General features: G+C 62.5%; 14 protein-coding genes. 12 read left to right on the top strand and 2 right to left on the bottom strand.

Annotated elements, in window-relative coordinates; translation table 11 throughout:
- The first annotated feature begins 101 nt into the window (after nucleotides 1–101).
- Nucleotides 102–1,223, top strand: coding sequence for an endonuclease/exonuclease/phosphatase family protein (locus tag AC1DVN_RS16145; RefSeq protein WP_477994033.1), 1,122 nt, complete (start codon nucleotides 102–104; stop codon nucleotides 1,221–1,223).
- On the opposite strand, the gene AC1DVN_RS16140 is transcribed toward AC1DVN_RS16145, so the two are convergent.
- Complete coding sequence (locus tag AC1DVN_RS16140; RefSeq protein WP_477994032.1) at nucleotides 1,194–2,273, bottom strand: alpha/beta fold hydrolase; 1,080 nt, start codon at nucleotides 2,271–2,273, stop codon at nucleotides 1,194–1,196. The genes AC1DVN_RS16145 and AC1DVN_RS16140 overlap by 30 nt on opposite strands.
- Nucleotides 2,274–2,379: 106 nt before the next feature.
- Here AC1DVN_RS16140 and AC1DVN_RS16135 point away from each other — a divergent pair, with 106 nt between their 5' ends.
- Entirely contained in the window at nucleotides 2,380–2,982 is a 603-nt protein-coding gene (locus AC1DVN_RS16135; protein WP_020971207.1) for a TetR/AcrR family transcriptional regulator, read from the top strand.
- Here AC1DVN_RS16135 and pip read toward each other — a convergent pair.
- Nucleotides 2,970–3,929, bottom strand: coding sequence for a prolyl aminopeptidase (gene pip / locus AC1DVN_RS16130; protein ID WP_031331457.1), 960 nt, complete (start codon nucleotides 3,927–3,929; stop codon nucleotides 2,970–2,972). The two genes, AC1DVN_RS16135 and pip, sit on opposite strands and share 13 nt — an antisense overlap.
- A 100-nt stretch (nucleotides 3,930–4,029) precedes the next feature.
- Between pip and AC1DVN_RS16125 the strand changes: the two genes are divergently transcribed.
- From AC1DVN_RS16125 to AC1DVN_RS16080, 10 genes are all read left to right on the top strand, one after another.
- Nucleotides 4,030–4,488: a hypothetical protein gene (locus AC1DVN_RS16125; protein WP_019745870.1), complete on the top strand. Its 459-nt coding sequence runs from the start codon at nucleotides 4,030–4,032 to the stop codon at nucleotides 4,486–4,488.
- A gap of 4 nt (nucleotides 4,489–4,492) precedes the next feature.
- A complete protein-coding gene (locus AC1DVN_RS16120; RefSeq protein WP_020909569.1) occupies nucleotides 4,493–5,089 on the top strand; it encodes a hypothetical protein in 597 nt (198 codons plus the stop codon).
- 84 nt (nucleotides 5,090–5,173) lie between these two features.
- Nucleotides 5,174–5,794: a TetR/AcrR family transcriptional regulator gene (locus AC1DVN_RS16115; RefSeq protein ID WP_021333352.1), complete on the top strand. Its 621-nt coding sequence runs from the start codon at nucleotides 5,174–5,176 to the stop codon at nucleotides 5,792–5,794.
- A gap of 9 nt (nucleotides 5,795–5,803) precedes the next feature.
- A complete protein-coding gene (locus AC1DVN_RS16110) occupies nucleotides 5,804–6,664 on the top strand; it encodes a 3-hydroxyacyl-CoA dehydrogenase (protein ID WP_097386684.1) in 861 nt (286 codons plus the stop codon).
- Nucleotides 6,665–6,849: 185 nt separating this feature from the next.
- The gene (locus tag AC1DVN_RS16105) at nucleotides 6,850–7,893 is read left to right on the top strand and encodes a ParB/Srx family N-terminal domain-containing protein (RefSeq protein ID WP_477994031.1); all 1,044 of its coding nucleotides are present in this window, start codon (nucleotides 6,850–6,852) and stop codon (nucleotides 7,891–7,893) included.
- A gap of 182 nt (nucleotides 7,894–8,075) precedes the next feature.
- Nucleotides 8,076–13,544: a glutamate synthase-related protein gene (locus AC1DVN_RS16100; RefSeq protein WP_477994030.1), complete on the top strand. Its 5,469-nt coding sequence runs from the start codon at nucleotides 8,076–8,078 to the stop codon at nucleotides 13,542–13,544.
- Between the two features lie 31 nt (nucleotides 13,545–13,575).
- Nucleotides 13,576–15,348 carry a sulfite reductase subunit alpha gene (locus AC1DVN_RS16095; RefSeq protein WP_477994029.1) on the top strand — a complete coding sequence of 591 codons (1,773 nt, stop codon included), beginning with the start codon at nucleotides 13,576–13,578 and terminating at the stop codon, nucleotides 15,346–15,348.
- Nucleotides 15,349–15,394: 46 nt separating this feature from the next.
- Nucleotides 15,395–16,288: a ChuX/HutX family heme-like substrate-binding protein gene (locus AC1DVN_RS16090; RefSeq protein ID WP_477994028.1), complete on the top strand. Its 894-nt coding sequence runs from the start codon at nucleotides 15,395–15,397 to the stop codon at nucleotides 16,286–16,288.
- A gap of 132 nt (nucleotides 16,289–16,420) precedes the next feature.
- The gene (locus AC1DVN_RS16085) at nucleotides 16,421–18,052 is read left to right on the top strand and encodes an ATP-binding cassette domain-containing protein (protein WP_477994027.1); all 1,632 of its coding nucleotides are present in this window, start codon (nucleotides 16,421–16,423) and stop codon (nucleotides 18,050–18,052) included.
- Nucleotides 18,052–19,599, top strand: coding sequence for an ATP-binding cassette domain-containing protein (locus tag AC1DVN_RS16080; RefSeq protein WP_477994026.1), 1,548 nt, complete (start codon nucleotides 18,052–18,054; stop codon nucleotides 19,597–19,599). Before AC1DVN_RS16085 ends, AC1DVN_RS16080 begins: the two co-directional genes overlap by 1 nt.
- The last annotated feature ends 8 nt before the right edge of the window (nucleotides 19,600–19,607 follow it).

Genomic DNA, 19,607 nt, shown 5'->3' with positions numbered 1-19,607 from the left:
GTGGAAATCTGCCATTTTGCAATTGGTTAACTGTCCGTTTAGGTAGCGATGGTAATCATCTTCCGGGGGTTCGAGCACACGACAACGAGAGCCGGGATCTGATGAATGGATTGACGCGCCGCCAGATGGTCAAGGCGATGGCGGTAGCCGCAGGGACAGTCACCGCAAGCGCATTTACCTTGGGTGCCAATACCTCCGTCGCGGGGGCGAACCCCGCGCAGGAGGTCAAAGTGCTCTCCCTCAATACCTGGCACGGCGGAACCAAGATCAACGGTGGCCTGCAGCTGATCGCCGACATGATCATCTCGACCCAGGCGTCGATAGTTCTCCTGTCGGAAGCCGGCACTGCGACAACTGTATTGGCCGACATGCTGACCAAATCAGGAACCACCTTCTACGGAGCAGCGTCCTCCGACGTGGGGATTCTCTCCAAGTTTCCGATCGAGGAAACAGCCGACCTGAACTCGATGATCAAGGCAGTCGTGACGGTCGACGGCAAACAAATCGCTGCTTACTCGGCACATCTGGCCTACACGTCCTACGCAACCTATCTACCGCGCGGATACGGCGCGGGTGTTCCCAAGCCTGGAGAGTTCTCCGAGTTCGGCTGGAACAAGATGCCGTCCGGTCCGGTCACGGACCCCGAGACGGTTCAGCGTGTGAACGTCAATTCGGGACGACCCCTGGCAATTTCGACGTTCATCGACGATGCGGCCGCAGAACGGGCGAAGGGCAGATCCGTCATCCTCGGCGGCGATTTCAACGAACCGTCGGCCCTGGACTGGACCGACGACACGCGAAATCTGTTCGACCACAACGGTGTCGTCATTCCGTGGGAATCCACCCGTCTGCTCGACCAAGCCGGATTTGTCGATGCATACCGCAGCAAGTACCCGAACCCGGCTACACACCCGGGCTTCACCTGGCCGTCCGACAATCCCGACGTCGACACCTCACAGCTCACCTGGGCACCCGAGGCAGACGAACGCGATCGGATCGACTACATCTTCGCCGACCGCGCTTCCGAGCTGAAGTTGGGATCTGTAGGAATCATCGGGCCCCGAAAGACGATCGTGCACAACAAAAGAGTGGAGGAGAACTCCCAGGACAACTTCATCGCTTCACCGACGCCGTGGCCGACCGATCACAAGGCCGTTCTTGCGACGTATCGTTTTGCCAGCTTTGGCGGCGGATCATCTACCGGTTCGTGGAGCGGTTCCTGACAGGGCATCTCGTAGCCAGTCGATCATCATCGGCGTCAACTCGGGCAGCTTGGTCACTGCGCAGTGCCCCGCATCCGGGATGACGTGTACCTGCGTGTTCGGGCGCTCTTCGAAGAGTGTTGTGTCCGAGAGCGGGATGTGAACGTCGTCGGCCCCGTTGACCACAAGCATCGGGGTCCGGCCGTCGTCGGCGGTCATCAAGACACTGCGATCGAACGCACGGAGACCCTGTACCAGCGCCTCTTTGGTTGGCGGGGCATCGAAACCCAGTGCGTTTCCGACGATGTCGCCCATGCCGTAGACCAGGCGCTCGGCATTCGCGGTCTCGAACGCACCCTTGACCGGGGCACCGATGTTGATCACCGCATCGACGGCGCCGGTCAACCCCGAGCGCACGGCGAAGTTTCCACCGAAGGAGACTCCCAGGTGCGCCACCTGCCCGTTGCCGAGAGCGCGAGCCGTCGATACGAGCCCGTCGATCACCTCATCGCCGAAAGCATCGAGAGGAACGGGTGATTCACCAGTTCCCGGCTGATCGAAAGCAACAACCGTCACCCCGGCGTTCTTCGCGAACGCGCTGGCCAACGGATGCATGTCCATCTTCCAGCCGTCGACGCCGCCGCTGAGCAACAGGACGGGTGCGTCTTCGTACCGTCCGTCCGCCGAGAGGATGTGTACCGGTAGCTCGATCTCGCCGTTTCGGTAGGGCAGGGCGAGGATTCGACGCTCGAACTCGAGCCCGAATCCTGGTGCTGCCTTGACGTATTCGTCCACCTGATTGCGCAGAGCCCGTCGACGGGATTCGTTGGCCAGCACCGGGAACTTGGCGATTCCGTAGATCATCGCTGCCAGGGAATGATTGCCGGCCGCGGAGTACTTCGCCGCCAACGCCGACCACTCGTACGACCAACCACCCGGCGCGTCGGCCCAGGTCGAGTTGATGGACGCGCGCAGTTCCTCGAGATCCGAGACGGGGAGCCCGAAGCTCAGAAACTGTCCTGTGCGCTCTTCGAAGAGGCCTCGGTGATCGACAGGAAATTCGTATGACATGGGAAAACACCCCTCAATTCATCTCTAACGCAACGATCAGTTGCATTAGCTCAGTGAACCACGTGCCTCCAGCTAACACAACACCTTGTTGCGATAAGGTTGACCCATGACCTCGACACCACAACGGCCCGGAGGGCGTAGCGCCAGGGTGCGCGAGGCCGTCCTGGCGGCCACCGCGGCCGAACTGTCCGAACGCGGATTTGCAGCGATGACCATCGAGGACATAGCCGCCCGTTCCGGAGTCCACAAGACCACGATCTACCGGCGATGGAGCACGCTGTCCCAACTGGTGGCCGACGCGGCCGTCGAGGTATCGGCAACTACCGTCCCCATCCCGGATACCGGTTCCATCGAATCCGACCTGCGCGAGATGGCCAGATCGATAGTCGCACTGGTGACAAGCGAGTCGGGCGGCGCGTTGGTGGCCGCACTGTTCTCGGACGCGGTTCGTACGCCAGAAGTGGCGAGACTCAAGCGCGAGTTCTATTCCGCACGTTACGAACTGGCCGACATAGTGGTCCGCCGAGCAGTCGAACGCGGGGAAATCTCCGAAAAGGTCTCAGCTGCTGATCTTCTGGCGGCCGTCGCCGCGCCCATCTACTATCGCCTGTTGGTCGCCGATCTACCTGTCGACCAGTCGGTTGCCGATCGCGCTGCTGCCGGCGCGCTCGCTGCGGCGCACGCCGGAGCACTCGATCAGACCGAATGAGCCAGTGAATTCAGCGCTTCCACAATTGCCTCGTTGAATCCACCCCCGCCATGCCCGGCTTCGTCGAGCACCAGCAACTCACTGCCCGGCCAACGCTGGTGGATCGCCCAGGCAGTATCGAGTGGTCCGGAAATGTCATACCGGCCGTGCACGAGAATCGCGGGAATCTCGGCGAGACGGTCCATTCCGTCCAGGATCTGATTCGGCGCGAGGAAGCAATCGTTGGCCCAGTAGTGCGTGACCAGCCTGGTCATCACCCGACGGAAGTCCGGATTCTGGTATCGAACACTCGGAGTCCACCCCGGCATCAGCGACACATGTACGTCTTCCCAGCGGCACCACTGCACCGCAGCATTTTCCCGCACAACAGGATCCGGATCGGCGAGCAGTCGCGCGTATGCCGCCGGGAGATTCCCGTCACGCTCTTCCACCGGCAGCGGCGCGACGAACTCTTCCCATTCACGCGGAAATATCCTGCCCATGGCACGGGTGATCCATTCGATTTCCACTCTCGTCCCGCCGGTGATCGCGCCCAAAGCCATCGCGATCACCCGCTCGGGAAACGCTTGGGCGTACACCAGACCCAAACTGACGCCCCAAGAAAGGCCGGAAACGATCCATCGTTCGATACCGAGATGTTCACGAAGACGCTCGATGTCGTCGAGGATGTGCGCCGTCGTGTTCACGGTGAGATCGACGTCCGGGCTACTCGCGAGAGGAAGGCTGCGCCCACAGCCTCGTTGATCGAACAGAACTGCGCGAAAGGTTTCGGGATCGAAAAAACGCCTGGCACCGACAGTGCACCCGGAACCGGGGCCACCGTGGAGATAGAGAACCGGGACACCGGCCGGGTTACCGACGGTCTCCCAGTAGAGGCTCTGACGATCGGGCACTTCCAACAGTCCCGACTCGTACGGTTCGACGGGCGGGTACAGGACAGCGCTCATAGGCGGTAATTCTTCCATCAACCGACGTGTCCGGTAAGCAGCACGCGTCCGGGCTATGGCCTAGCGTGGACAGGACACCTCTGCGACGGGAGTACACCAGATGCGTGATGGGTTCAGGTTGCCGGGGTACGGCGGCGCCGCGGTATTCCTTCGCAGTCATGCGGTACCCGCCGCTGTCTTCGAATCCGACGTACCCACACTCGTTTTCGACGTAGGCCTGCTCAGCCCCGATCGGTTCAATCAGTATCTCAGCAGACACACCGACGAAGGATTTGTCGAACGGCTGGCGGCATTCTTCTTTCACGCGGCCGCAGACTTTCATCCCGAGAAATCGCTACCGGCGTTCACCGACGAACGACTCGGGCTGATGATCTCGGTCTGTTCCAGCACCGATCGAGAGGTGGAACTCGACTTCTCACTCGCCGAGGATCCCGAATCGGAGGACACCGAACGCGACGAGATGACCTTCGAGACAAGCCGAGTCGTCCTCGCGACCTCGGCTCAAACGGTTTCTCGACTCACCGGTGGAGTAACCACCCACTTCGACGGAGAGTGGTGACGACATGGGTTTCCTCTTCGAGGTTCTCGATTTTCCCGACGGCAGTCGGATGACCGACCTGTGGAACAACACGTGGGCCGAGCCGGCAACCGGAGAGGAGATCGCGTCCGGCCACTTCATTCACCTCGGAGACGATCAGCACGTCGACGTGGAGACAGATTTTCTCAGTAGCCACCTCCCCTTCAACGTGGCAGGCTTCGGCGGAGTCTTTCCCGACGGCAAACCCTGGATGTTCGTCATGCAGAAGGCACCGGCCGACCTCGCGACCAGGCTGCGCGGTGAGGACGATCCACACTCGCTTCTGCGCGGATCACTCGACCGCGCCATGTCTTTCAATCCCGATGCACTGGTGGCCGAGGAATTGTCCTGGAGGCATGACGATCTGGTGAAGGTGTACGAGGAAGAGGGGATCCCCGCAGCATCCATCGCCGGCTGGTCGGCCGCGGACCTCCTGCGCGGCCTCTTGGCGCAGTGTTGCAATGCCGAACTTGCCGCCGTCGTCGCCGGATACCCCGAATGTGCCTACCCCGAATCGGCGCATGCGTGCGAAGCAGACGTGTTCTCCGACGTGTTCGCCGGTTGGGTCAGCGGCCTGCGGTGATGTGACGGAGGAGACCCCACCCTCTCAATATTTCGGAGTAGACTCATTTATGAGCGTGATCCGAAATGAGACGAGGTGAGCGGGATGACGAAATCGGACCAAGAGTTGGGTCGTCGTGAACGCAACAAACTCGAGAAGCAGACACGCATCTTCGACGCCGCGGCCGAACTGTTCGCGGAAAAGGGCTACAGCGCAGTCACAACTCAAGAAATTGCCGATCGCGCCGATGTAGCCGGTGGCACCCTCTTTCGTTACGCCGCAAGCAAAGCCGAGCTACTGCTCATGGTGTACAACGCGGAGTACCGCAAGCAGATCGAACTGGGAGAAGAGCGTGAGGCCAAATCGACGGGCACAGAAGATCGTGTGCTCGAGCTGGTTTCACCCCTGCTGATCGCGAGTCGCCGAAACGACGAGAACACCGGTATCTACCAACGCGAAGTGTTGTTCGGCGAGCCCAGCGAATGTTTCCGGGCCGAAGGTCTGGAACTCTCGCAGCGCCTGCAAACGCGGATTGCGCAAATCTTGCTCGAGGGGCACCCCAACCACACCACCCGAACCATCACTGCAGCGCGAACGATTTCCAACGTGCTGCACTTCGAAATAGCCCGCGCGGCATTGGACCGGATCACGGCTGACGAACTCACGAACATCGTTGCCGCACAAGTTCGATTGACGCTTGCCGGACTACCCACCGAAAAGGATTGAGGATCGAAAATGACTGAACTGAAGCAGATCACCGTTCTGGGTACCGGAGTTCTCGGCTCGCAGATCGTCTATCAGACCGCCTATCACGGATTCGACGTCGTCGCGTACGACATCAACGCCGAGGTCATCGAAAAGGCCAAGGCTCGGTTCGACTCGTTGGCCGCGGCCTACAAGGCCGAAAACGTCGAGGGCGCCAAGGAAGGCAAGGCCGACGAAGCGCTACAACGTATTACGTACTCGTACGATCTCGCCGAAGCCGTGACCAAGGCCGATCTTGTCATCGAGGCAATTCCCGAGGACATCGCCATCAAGCGCGACACCTACGAGAAGCTCGCCGCAGTAGCTCCGGAGCACACGGTGTTCGCAACCAACTCCTCGACGCTTCTGCCGAGCGACCTCAAGGAGTTCACCGGCCGCCCCGAGAAGTTCCTCGCACTGCACTTCGCAAATCACGTGTGGGTCAACAACACTGCCGAGGTCATGGGCACCGAGTCCACCGACCCCGCCGTGTACCGCGAGGTCGTCGAATTCGCGAAGAACATCGGCATGGTGCCGATCGAACTCAAGAAGGAGAAGGCGGGCTACGTACTCAACTCGCTCCTGGTCCCGCTCCTCAATGCAGCATCCGACCTGCTGATCGACGGCATCGCCGATCCCGACATGGTCGACAAAACGTGGCGTATCGGCACCGGAGCCCCGTTCGGCCCCTTCCAGATCATGGATGTCGTCGGGTTGACCACCGTCTACAACATCTCCTCCCAGGGCGGCGAGAAGCAGCGCGCGTTCGCCGACTACATCAAGAAGAACTACATCGACGAAGGCAAGCTCGGCGTCGCTGTCGGCGAGGGCTTCTACAACTACAAAGGCTGATCAACTGCCGGGCTGATCAACCAACAGAGCTGATCAACCAACAGGCTCACCGCGCGGTGGCTACGACGTGAATTCACGTGGTAGCCACCGCGCGGACGTCTGTTGTCAGTAAGTCCGAAACCACCCTGAGCGATTGTGACGCAAGCTTCTTCACGTGCGAACCCATCCTCAGGAGAGATCCCCACATGCGTCGTTCCGCCATCTCGGCACTCACAACACTGGTACTGCTCGGCGCCGGAACACTGGTCAGCACACCCGCTGTCGCCGCTCCCCTCGCGTGTGGCGGAATCTCCACCGGTTCGTTCTCAGGCTCCGCCGGCGGCTCGGAGTACCTGTGCGCCAAAGAAGGTGACCTTCTGGACGTGCGCATCGGCGACGTTCATGCGACGCAGCCTTCCCTCGGCTACGACGAGGTGTACTACAAGCTCGGGCGATACACGCTCGGAAAAGACACGATCAACAAGAAGTTCGACGACTGGTGCGAGGCGAACGGCCAGATCCAGGCTGCGACCGCTACTCCTGCCTCGACGCTGAAGGACCCGTCGTCCTTCACCTGCCAGCTTCCAGTGGGTCAGGAAACCGCCGAGAGCATCGCGCCCATGAAGACCGTGGTCGTCGGACCCCGCGGCGATCTCTACCTGACCGACGGTCACCACACCCTCACGTCCTTCATCGAGACGGCCGACGGAGGCCCCGACCTGCACGTGCGACTGCGGGTTCTCGGCAACCTCAACGGCCTGAGTGAAGGCGCCTTCTGGACCGAGATGGAAAAGAACAAGTGGGTCTGGTCGCGTGACGTGGACGGAAACCAGGTACCGGTCCAGTCCCTGCCGAAGAGCGTCGGCCTGGCCAACTTCGCCGACGACAAGTACCGCAGCCTGATGTACTTCTCCCGCGACATCGGATTCGCCGCCGGCACGATTCCGTTCCAGGAGTTCTACTGGGGTGCGTGGGTCCGCGACGCCGCGCCCGTCGACCTCACCAACTGGAATCGCGACGACCTCTCCAGCTACCTGGCCACCGTGAAGTCGGTGACCAAAGCACAGACCGCGTTGGCGGGTGATGCCGTCGTCGACAGCGGGTTCACGGCTACCGATCTCGGAGTCCTGCCGGCCTGGAACGACGGCAAAGCGGAGTCAAAGGGCGAGTTCGCAAAGCTGTCGAAGCCGTACACAGACGACAAGCCGGGCAAGATCGCCTACGCACTTGCCTACAAAGCAACCCTCTGACCTGCTCGGATCCAAGTCACACCCAGCAGACTTGACTAAGGTAAGCCTCTACTCAGTAGTCTGATCCCATTCGGGTGCCGCTTCATCGAAGCAGCGACGCCCTGCCCTGACGGAAACCATGCCGTCGTATCTGCCCGGTCGAACAATCTCCGGGCAACCAGGACAGGGAGAAGGTTGCTGCAGTGAGCACGTCCATCGTCGGTTTGTACGACCCCGCAGATGACAAGAGCAGTTGCGGGGTCGGGTTCATCACGCGCAAGGACGGCGTGCAGACCCACGATGTCCTGATCAAGGGCCGCGAAGCGCTCTGCTCGGTTCCGCACCGCGGCGGTATGTCCTCCGAGGGCGTCGGCGACGGCGGCGGCGTCTCGGTGGACCTCTCCCTCCGGTTCTTCCGCAAGGTAACCGGGCGCCCCGACCTTCGCGCCGGACGCTTCTGCGTCGGCAACTTCTTCCTTCCGGACGACGACGCCCAGCACGCTCGCGCTGCCGCCCTGGTCGAACGTGAACTTCTCGATCGCGGTTTCACCACTCTCGCGGTGCGCGACGTCCCGGTCGACAACTCGGCGATTCGGCCGGCCGCGATCGCGCATCAACTTCCGGTCAGGCAGTGGATTTTCGAGGTCCCCACTCCGCGTCCCGAGCCTGCGGTAGTCGATCGCCTCGTGCACGAGGCCCTGCTCGCCATCGAGGCAATCGCGTACAACACGCCTGCACTACGCGGGTTGTACCCACTGTCCCTCAGCGCGAGGACTCAGGTTCTCAAGGGCCGCTTGAACTCCGACGAAGTGATCCCGTACTTCCGCGACCTGCTCGACCCCGATCACGCTGTCCACACGATGTACTTCCACACGCGGTTCTCGACCAACACGGACCCGCATCCCACGATGGCGCAGCCGTTCCGGTTCATTGCTCACAACGGAGAACTGAACACGGACAAGAAGAATCGGCTCTCCGAAGCTGCGGTGGCCAGTGCAAAACGACGTGCGATCGTCCGTCCGCCCGGTCAGTCCGACAGCTGCCGGCTCGATCAGACTCTGGAAGCACGCGTCATCGAGGACAGCGTCGATTTGGTGACAGCTGTGGTCTCGATGATGCCCCCTGCCTGGGAAAACGACACCACTCTCTCCCCCGCAGTGCGTGCGATGTTCGAGTACTTCTCGCTGTACGAGGAGAAGAACGACGGACCGGCAGCGCTCGTGTTCGGCGACGGCACCATCATCGGCGCCCGACTGGACCGCCTCGGCCTGCGTCCACTACGCACGATCGAGACACACGACTACGTGTGCGCATTCTCCGAAGCCGGACAGATCGCGTTCGCACCCGAGACGGTGATCCACCGTGGCCGCGTCGAGGCCGGCGGAATGCTGTACTTCGATCATCGAGATCGCCATACCTATACCGCCCGCGAAGCCCTGGAAAAGATTGCCGCACAGCGCGACTACCAGTCTCTGCTGGAGCAGTCACGAATCCTGATCGAAGACATTCCCGCCGTACCTGCGGAGAAGGTCAGCTCACCGACGCGCTACAACGGAACGTTCGAGGTTCATCAGCGCTACATGGCGTACTCCCTGGATCAGGAGAGCTTCAAATTCCTGATGGATCCGATGCTCACGCACGGAGCCGAGAAGGTATCGGCCATGGGTTACGGCAACGCCATCAACGCGTTTTCCGATCGTGAAGGCGGTGTGGCACGCTACTTCTCGCAGCGATTCGCGCAGGTCACCAACCCTCCGCTGGACAGCATCCGGGAAGCGGACGGCATGACCCTCCGGGTCGCGTTGGGCGCGAAGATGACCGCCGGACAGGGCAAGCAGATCGTCATTTCGTCGCCGATCCTCGGGCATCTGGACATGCTCAAGATCCGTGAACAGAAGCACACCCCGCATCGCCGCTTCGAAATGCTCTACCCCGCCGCGGGTGACGCGCAGGCGATGGTTGACGCGATGACCGCGCTCGGCGACGCCGTTGTCGCCTTCGCGGCCGAACAGGGCGGAATCGCAGTCCTGACCGACCGGCACGTATCTCATGAGCGCGCAACGCTTCCCGCGATCATGGTCGTCGGAGCACTGAACCAACGCCTCATCGACGCAGGCCTGCGATTGCGTGTCTCTCTCATCGTGGAGAGTGGCCAGATCGAGTCCTCGCACCACGTTGCCGCTGCGCTCGGATTCGGTGCTTCCGCTGTCTACCCCTTGTCCGTTCAGTTGCGAGCCGAGGAGAAGTTCGCTGCCGACCCGGATGCCGCCTTCCGACGCTTCGCGAAGGCTGCCGAGAAGTCCCTCATGAAGACGATGGGACGCGTCGGCCTGTGCACTGTCGAGAGCTACATCGGCGGAGAATTCTTCGAACCCAACTTCCTCGATACGTCCGACCCTGTTCTGCGCCAGTGGTTCCCCAACATGAAGTCACCGGTGGGTGGCGTCGGTTTCGACACCCTCGCGGTGACCTCGAAGCAGTGGCACGAGCGTGCAAGTGAAGTCGAGGGTGAAAAGGACCTGCCACTGCTCGGCCTGTTCAAGGAGCGCGCAGACGGCGCGGGGCATTCGTTCGGTACCACCGCAGTCCGCAAGTACGTCGAACTCACCGAAGAGAAGATCGCGTTCGACAGTCCCTCAGGTACCGAACAATTCGATGCTCTACGCCTGCTTCCGCTCGGGCGACTCGACGATGCATTCCGCCTCGATGCCGGGGCCTACCGGGCAACGAGTTTCGACCGGTTGACCACCGAACAGATCGACGACTTCGACATCACTGCCGGGTACCGTGATTTTTCGACTGTGATGGCCGCGGAACGATCGCGTCGGCCCGCAGCGTTGCGCGACGTCATCTCTGTTCCCGGCGACGTCACGTTTGCGGTCACGACAGCCGAGTTCGCCGAGCAGATCAGCCGATTCTCGGTGCACGGCAACACAACGATCGTGATGCGCGGAGTCCAGTGTGAATCCGCCGCAGACGACCGGTACACGCTTAGCCTGGACGGTCCACTGGCCGGTGACAGCGCGCGAGGAAAAGCGCTCGGCGACGCTCTCTGCGCCACCTTTGCCGCCGATATCACCATTGAAGCCATCACACCGGATCTTGCGCTGAGGGCAACCGGCATTGGGGCAGAGTTCCTGTCCAAGCTGAGGGTCGCACCGGCAGGTGTTCCTCTCTCCGCGGTACAGAGCGCCAGCGACATCACCCCGAAGTTGGCGTCGGGTGCCATGAGTCATGGCGCACTGAACGCTCCGGCGCACGAAGCCGTCGCACACGGCACGAACATGGTCGGCGCGATGTCCAACAGCGGCGAAGGCGGCGAACACCTTTCGCGCTACAACACGATTCGTGCGTCGCGCATCAAGCAGTTTGCATCCGGACGCTTCGGAATCTGGGCGGGATACCTCGCCGACCCGATGCTCGAAGAGATCGAGATCAAACTCGGCCAGGGCGCAAAACCCGGTGAGGGCGGACAGCTTCCGGCCGCCAAGGTCACCGTCGACATTGCTGCTGCCCGCGGCGGAACGCCCGGCGTCGAACTGGTATCGCCGCCGCCGCACCACGACACCTACTCCATCGAGGACCTCGCTCAGCTCATCCACGACTGCAAGGCAGCGCGCATCCGGGTGATCGTGAAGTTGGTGTCCTCGGAAGGAATCGGCACCATCGCCGTCGGTGTCGCCAAGGCCGGCGCCGACGTCATCAACGTCGCCGGAAACACCGGTGGCACCGGCGCCGCTTCGGTGACCAGCCTCAAGTACGCGGGCCGTGCGGCCGAGGTCGGTATCGCAGAGGTCCATCAAGCTTTGTGTGCCAACGGGCTTCGCCAGAAAGTCGTTCTGCGATGCTCGGGCGCGCATCAGACCGGCAGCGACATCATCACTTCCGCGCTACTGGGCGCAGACAGCTTCGAGTTCGGTACGTCTGCGCTGATGATGATGGGCTGCGTCATGGCCAAGAACTGCAACATCAAGTGTCCGGCCGGTCTGACCACCAACCCGGAACTGTTCGACGGCGATCCCCGCGCCATGGCGCAGTACCTTCTCAACATCGCTCACGAAACTCGTGAACTGCTCGCGAATCTGGGAATGCGATCCCTTCAGGAAGCGCGGGGTCGAACTGATCTCCTGCATCTGCTCGATCACCCGTCCATCGTCGGCAATCTGAAACTGGACGCGATGTTCGAGTCCGCTCCGGACATCACCGTCGACAATCCCGTTTACCTCGAGCGTGAGTACGCGCTCGACGAGAAGATCATGGACGAGGTTCGCACGGTGCTCTTCAACCGTGGCGAGGACTCGATCGCCGTGTCCGGATCTGAATTCGCCGAAGGTGCACTGCACCTGGGTAACCGGAACAAGAGCGTCGGTGGGCAGTTGGCGATCGACCTCGAACGCGAACTCAACTACGGAGCGGCCGGCCTTCTCGCTCCGGGGGTACTGACTGACGAGCGTGGGCGACGATATCTGGCTCCGGGCAGCGTGCGCGTCCTGACGACCGGATCTGCTGGCCTCTCGTTCGGCGCATTCTGCAACGACGGCATGCACCTGGAACACACCGGGACATGTAACGACGGTGTGGGAAAGAGCATGAGCGGCGGCGTGATTGCCGTGCGCAGCCCAGGCGGCGGCTCCAGTGACGCCGGCGGAAACGTGTTGATCGGCAACTTCGCGCTCTTCGGCGCCACCGGCGGACGAGTGTTCGTCGAAGGTGAAGCAGGCGATCGCTTTGCAGTTCGCAACTCCGGCGCCAGTGCTGTCGTCGAAGGTGTCGGCGACTTCGCCGGCGAGTACATGACCAACGGTGCTGTCGTGAATCTCGGCGAGTTCGGCAAGGGTGTCGGCAACGGCATGAGCGGCGGGTTCTTCTACCAGTACGACCCTCGCGGCGAACTGGCACTGCGAGCAAGTACCGATTCCGTACTGCTGGGTTCGATCACCGCTGCGACCGATCCTATAGCCGCCGTCCACAACCACGCGGTACAACTCCTGCTCGAACTGCATGTGGAAGCAACGGGATCCGCACTCGGAACCCGACTGCTCGAGAACTGGGAAGTCGAACAGCACTCGTTCGTCTACGCCATGCCCAAGGCATTGATGCTTTACCAGGACAGCGATGCAATCCTGGCTGCGAAGTCGCACAAAGAGCTTCTCGAAGAATTGGCGTCCGCCATCGCAGCACGTCAGGTCCGCACGTTCAAACTCGCAGTGCGCGATGGGCGCCCCGCGCTGAACGGAGCAGTCCCCGCCTACGGCGAGACCGATACCGCGACGATGTATGCGCTGCTCAGTGCGTACACCGTGCTTCACTTCGCACAACAACTCGCCGCCGCCCGCACGCCGGGTGCGTCCGGACCCGACGATCCAGCAGTGCAGAAGGCGGCCCGAAACCTGGTACTGACCGAGGACTTCGCCCTCGTCCAGCACTTGGTCAAGTACTCGAAAGAGATTCTCGCCGGCTACGACGACGAACAGTTGGCTGCGTTGATTGCAGCCAAGCGCGTCGACGACTACAAACAGGCGCTGAGCCTGCGCAACGTGTTGGCCATGGACAGCCCGGCGACGTACGGCTGGATTCTGTTTCAAGACAACAAGAATCGGGACAAGCTCGGATCACTGCCGAACTTCGACGAACTGTTCGCTTCGCGCACGATCCCCGACCTGGTGTCCTGACCTCCTCCCCCGAACGTAGGTGAGCTTCAAAATGGAAATCCCGTACATCCCCGAATACGCACCGTTCAACGGCGACCAACGCGCGTGGCTTTCCGGATTCCTGGCCGGTCTACACTCACGAACTGTCATGCCCGGTCAAACCGGTGCTGCAACAGCGACAGTGGAGAGAACTGCCGGCGCGGCAGTGCACATCCTCTACGGAAGCCAGACCGGCAACGCGGAGTCCGTGGCCGAAGACGCGGCCGCAGCTGCTCGTGCCCACGGTCTCGAACCACTTGTCGCGGGTCTGGACACCGTGGATATCAATGCACTTTCCGCCATGCGCCGGGTGCTCGTCATCACCTCCACCTACGGCGAGGGCGAGATGCCTGACAACGCGCAGCTGTTCTGGGATGCAGTCGAATCCGAGAGTGCGCCCAGGCTGGAGGGTCTCTACTTCGGAGTACTCGCACTCGGTGACACCAGCTACGACGGGTTCTGCCAGTCGGGAAAGAACATCGACGCCCGATTCGAAGCACTCGGCGGGTCCCGGGTTGTCGACCGCACCGATTGCGACGTCGACTACGAGGATCCGGCGGCCGAGTGGATCGTTCGGGCGGTCGCTGCGGTAGCCGGTGTCGACGGTGATGCGGGGGCCGCTGCCTCGCCGGTTGCGTCCACTCCGACGAAGACCAAGTCCCAGTGGACTCGCAAGAACCCTTATCCTGCAACCGTCCTCGCCAACCGACTGTTGTCCGGCGAGGACTCCGCCAAGGAAGTCCGCCACTTCACCTTTGCACTCGGCGAGGACGGTCTGGACTACGAGGCCGGAGATGGATTGGGCATCCGCCCGATCAACGACCCCGCTCTGGTCGAGGCGATCATCCTTCAGCTCGGTGCGAGCAGTGACTACGTCGTCACCGCGAAGGACGGCTCGTCCGCACCGTTGGACCAGGTGTTGACCAGCGACTACGAGATCTCGATTCCCTCGCGCGATTTGATCGAAGACATCGCCCGACGCAGCGGCGACGCCGAACTGCAGCACATTCTCGACACGGAAGATCGGGAAGCGCTCGATGCGTGGCTGTGGGGCAAGGACGTTCTCGATCTCCTGCAGTTGGACAACAGCATTCGATTGAATCCCGAAGATCTGCTTGCACTTCTGCGCCCGCTGCAACATCGGGTCTATTCGATCTCCTCCAGCCCGCTGGCCCACGACGGCACCGTGCATCTGACGGTAGCGAGTGTGCGCTACCGCTCGGGCGAGCGGGACCGCGGCGGCGTCTGCTCGACGTACCTGGCGGACCGCGTCGGCGAGGGAGATCGGGTCGGAGTTTTTGTCTCCAAGAACAATTCGTTCCGCCTACCTGCCGATGACACTGCTCCCGTCGTGATGATCGGACCCGGCACCGGTATCGCACCCTTCCGTGCTTTCCTGCACGAGCGTCGCGCACGCAACGCGTCGGGGCAGAATTGGCTTTTCTTCGGCGATCAGCATCAGTCGAGTGACTTCATCTACGAGGACGAGTTGAACGGTCTGACCCGTGACGGTGTCCTGACGCGTCTCGATCTGGCATTCTCGCGTGATCAGTCCGAGAAGGTCTACGTCCAGACTCGTATGCGCGAGCAGGGCCGAGACTTGTTCGACTGGCTCGAAAACGGTGCGCACGTGTACGTCTGCGGCGACGCTACCCGGATGGCAAAGGACGTCGACGACGCGTTGCACGAGGTGGTCGCCGAGCACGGTGGGTTGGATGCGGACGCCGCCGAGGATTACGTCAACAACCTCAAACGATCGAAGCGGTATCTACGGGATGTCTACTGAGATGTGCCCGCACCGTGGCGAATGCCGTTGCGCAGCTTTGGCGCGCATGTCGGACCTGGACGCACTACTTGCGCGTCCAGGATTCCGCGGCGGACTGATCGACACCGCACCTGAGGTAGTCGGCAAAATGCTGCCACTCTTGGACGACGCCGTAGCAATCACCGTTGCAGGTCCGGTGGCTGTCAACGACTCGGGCAAGTACGCCGTTCCAACAGTTCCCGGCGATCCGCTGGTCTGCACGCCGGGACTTGTCTCCCTACGTTTGAAGCCTTCCGCCCTCGGTTCGGTGGTGACCACTGACGCAGAACAGCACCTGCCCCCGACGCTTCGGATGTTCGATACCCACGGATCGAGTTCACACACTACGTATTTGACCCCGACCTCGGATCGTCTCGCCTTCGAAGCGATGCGAACTGCACCGAGCACTGTGAGGGAAACAAGCCCTCCCGCCCAGACATCGAATACTCCCGCCTTTTGGGCCGAGGCCGATCAGCTGACACAGCTCGACTTCATCCTCGCGGACAGCGGCAGCGAACGTCGTAGCGGCTTGGTCGCTCTGGGTGCCCTCGGCTACCGGAGAATCGATCCTCACCTCATGGCTGCCGGGATGGAGCACCTGTCCTACCACCAACTGCCCGTCACGAGTGTCGTCGCCGGCAACGGCTGCCTGCAGATCCACCGCGGTGATCTCGACGCCGCAGCCATGTTCGGCGGGACATTGACTCTAGCCGCGGACACCTGCCGAACGATGATCGATCTGAACGGCGTCTCGGAGTGTTGGCTGACACGCACCCACGGAGTGCACGGTTTGACGACGTCTGTCGAGGTGTACGACTTCCGCCGCAAGTGCGTAGCCGTGTTCACTCAGACTGGCCCAACCGAATCCGCGGTCATGAGCGTATGGGAAGACGTCATGAGCAGCATTTCTGCAGCATCCTGAAAATCGCAGTGCCGTCCATTCAGGTGTAAGAAATCGGCGCATCGCGATAACCAGACAGGACGACCGAAGCCTAGCCTTGGGTTTCGGTCATTTGTCGTGTCTGCACCCGGACGCTGATTCAAGGAGTTATCCATGCCCCGCCCTCTCGTCGAACCGTCGCTGGTCCCGGCTTTGCGCCCGGCGCTGCCTGCATTGGCCGCCGGGGTGGTCGCGGCGGCAGCGTCGGGGGTCGCGATGCTCGGTGCGCTTTGGAGCGTCGTGCAACTCATCGGTGAACCGTCGATGACATGGGCCGGGTGGGCATGTGGGCTGTGGCTCACCGGGGTAACGCTCGCGGCCACGTCGTCGTGGCTCTCCCATCACGCCGAGTCGCTCTTCGAGGCCAGGCTTCGACGCCAGCTCGCAGCTCATCTCGTTCGACTGCCCGCAAGCACGCTGTCCCGCTACAGCGGAGACGCACTGAGGAGGCTCGTTTCGGCCGACATCTCGGCGCTGCACCATATGACTGCGCACCTACCGGCCGAGTTCGCCACACTGATCGTGGTCCCGGCGGTCACGATCGCGGTGCTGGTTGCCTCAGCCGGCCCCGTGGCGCTTCTCGCTCTGGCTCCGGGCATCGTGGCAGCACTGTTCTACTTGTTCGTGATCCCCAGAATGGCCGCTCGGCACAGCGCCGAAAGTGCGGATGTCATGGGCGACATAGTGACCGCCGTGGACGACTATGCCCGCGGTATCCACGTCTGCCGGATCTACGGCGCGCAGACCGGCGCTGCCGCCGACTATGCAGAATCGACAGCACGGTTCACCCGGGGAATGCAGGAGCGCGTTCGACTCGTGGCTACCCCCGCGGCCGTCGCGGTTGCCCTCATGCAGGCGACGGCGACGTTCGCGATCGCCTATGCAGTCGGATATCGCTGGGATGCAACGACATTGGCCGCCACTATTCTCTTCAGCCTCGCAATCGTGACACCGGCCCTGCGGCTCGGGCACGGCCTCGACTACGTCGCGGCTGGACGCGCTGCTGCAGTCCGGCTCGCCGCTGCCCTGGACGAACCCACCCTCCCTGCCGGTGAAGCACTCACCGTTCCGGCGTCGAGTCCCTCCGACCGCCTGGAGATCGTCGACCTGACTGTCATGATCGCGGACCGCAGAGTCGTCGACGGCGTCACGCATGCATTCCGCCCAGCCGCGATCACTGCGATCACGGGACCGAGTGGAGCGGGCAAGTCGACGCTCCTGAAAGCACTGGCCGGCTTCGAGATCCCGGAACTCGGTACCGTCCGCTACGCGGGCCAGAGCGTCGTCACCATCGACGAGAACCTGCGGCCACAGTCCATTCTGCTCACACCCCAGGGCGCAGACGTGTTGCCGGCCACGGTGCGCGAGAACATCGCGCTGGCCGCCCCCGATGCAACGGACGCGGAATACAACGCCGCACTACGCCGGGCACAGATCGACATCAGCCTCGACACCGACGCCACTTCACTCTCCGGCGGAGAACGTCAGCGAGTCGGGCTCGCTCGGGTATTCCTCTCGCCCGCAGCAGTACTGCTGCTCGACGAGCCGACCAGTGCGCTCGACGATCGGACAGCGGCCGAACTGCTGAAGGAACTGCGCGACTTCGCGCACGCTGAAGGGAAGACGATCGTGATCGTCACCCACGACCCCGCTCTTGCAGACGACGCCGACGATCGACTCGACCTCGACAGTCCCAACTCGCACAACGCCGCCTCGCGTAATGCCGCCCTGACTGGAGCCGAATAATGAACAGCGCCAATGCAGCCCGTCGCCGCTTGATCACCATCGGATTCGGTTGGGTGTCCGTTGCTGTCCTCGAGGCGATCGCGTACACCACCCTCGCCCTCTCGATCGCTGATCACCGGTCGCCGGTTCTCGTGCTGGCCACGGCCGCAATCGCTCTCTTCGTGACCGTCCTGGTCTCGCGGGGTGGTTACTTCACCGGGGCTCGACTCGTCGGCGATCTCTACGATGCGCTCGGCGACACCTTCGCCCGCACCAAGCTGTCGTGGTTCACCGACGACAACCGGGCGCTGCTCGCCACCGTCGCCGGGCGCGGAATCCCGTCACTGATGAGCGTTCCCGCGCACCAACTTCAGACCTTCCTCGTTACGCCGCTGATACCGCTGCTCCTGCTTCCTGGGATCGCGGTCGTCGCGGGGCTAGGCGTCATGCTGCTGGTCGGCGGACTGCTCGCAGTGTCGCTCGCGGCTCAGACGCTCGCCCAACGCGCTCTCAGCCAAGCGGACGCGCGCCGGCACGAGGCCGAACTCGCAGCAACGCAGTCGACTCTCGAGCTCACCGATCATCTCGAATTACTGCGCACGGCAGCCGGTCCCACACGTTCCGTCGAACGTATCGAGAGAAGTTGGCGGGATCAGGAAACCGCGCTTGCACGGACCAATCTCGCCGCGGCACCAGCGACATTCATCTCGGCGATCGCCACTATTGTGCCGCTGGCAGGCGCAGTGATCTTCCTCGCCGCCACCGGATTCGACGATCCCGCAGCCGCTCTAGCGCTCGTCATCCTCACCGCCCGCGCCGCTGCCCCGCTCGACGAACTCGCTCTGGCCGGAATCGGAGTCAATGAACTGCGTGCAACGGTTCGCGATTATCGGGCCGCGACTTCGGCTCCCGCACTACCCGAGCCCGCGTCCCAGGACGCCGCGCTCCTTGTTGGAACTGACATCAAGGTCGTAGGAGTGGACCACGCTCCGGTTCTGCGCGGCATCAACGCGGAGATCCCCGCCGGGGAGCGTGTTCTCGTCGCAGGGCGCTCGGGTACGGGGAAGAGCACCCTTCTCGGGCTGCTCATGCGCTTCGACGACCCGGACGCAGGCAGCGTCACTCTCGGCGGAGTTTCATTGCGCGACTTGCCATACGACGACCTGGCTGCTCACATCGGCTACGTGCCACAAGATCCACTCGTGTTCTCGGGCACGCTCGGCGAGAACATCGGACTGGGAAGACCGGGCGCTACCGAAACCCAGATCGAGGAAGCCTCCAGGCGCGCTGCCCTCGGCGCCGTTCTCGACCGCTCGACGCTCGGCATTCATCAGGACATCGGTCACCAAGGATCCGCTCTCTCCGGTGGCGAACGTCAGCGGGTGGCGATCGCTCGTGCCTTCCTCAAAGACGCTCCCGTCCTGGTGCTCGACGAGGCTACTTCGGCTCTCGACGAGGGCACCGAGCGCCGCATCGCCGGCGCCGTGCGGGAATTGGCGGCTACCGTCTTCGTCGTCACCCACCGCGACCCCGCCATCTGGGAGCCCACCCGCACGATCACGCTCTGACATCGCAA

This window comes from Rhodococcus sp. P4_E4 (assembly GCF_056401575.1).
This window is presented reverse-complemented; position numbering and strand designations above follow the sequence as displayed.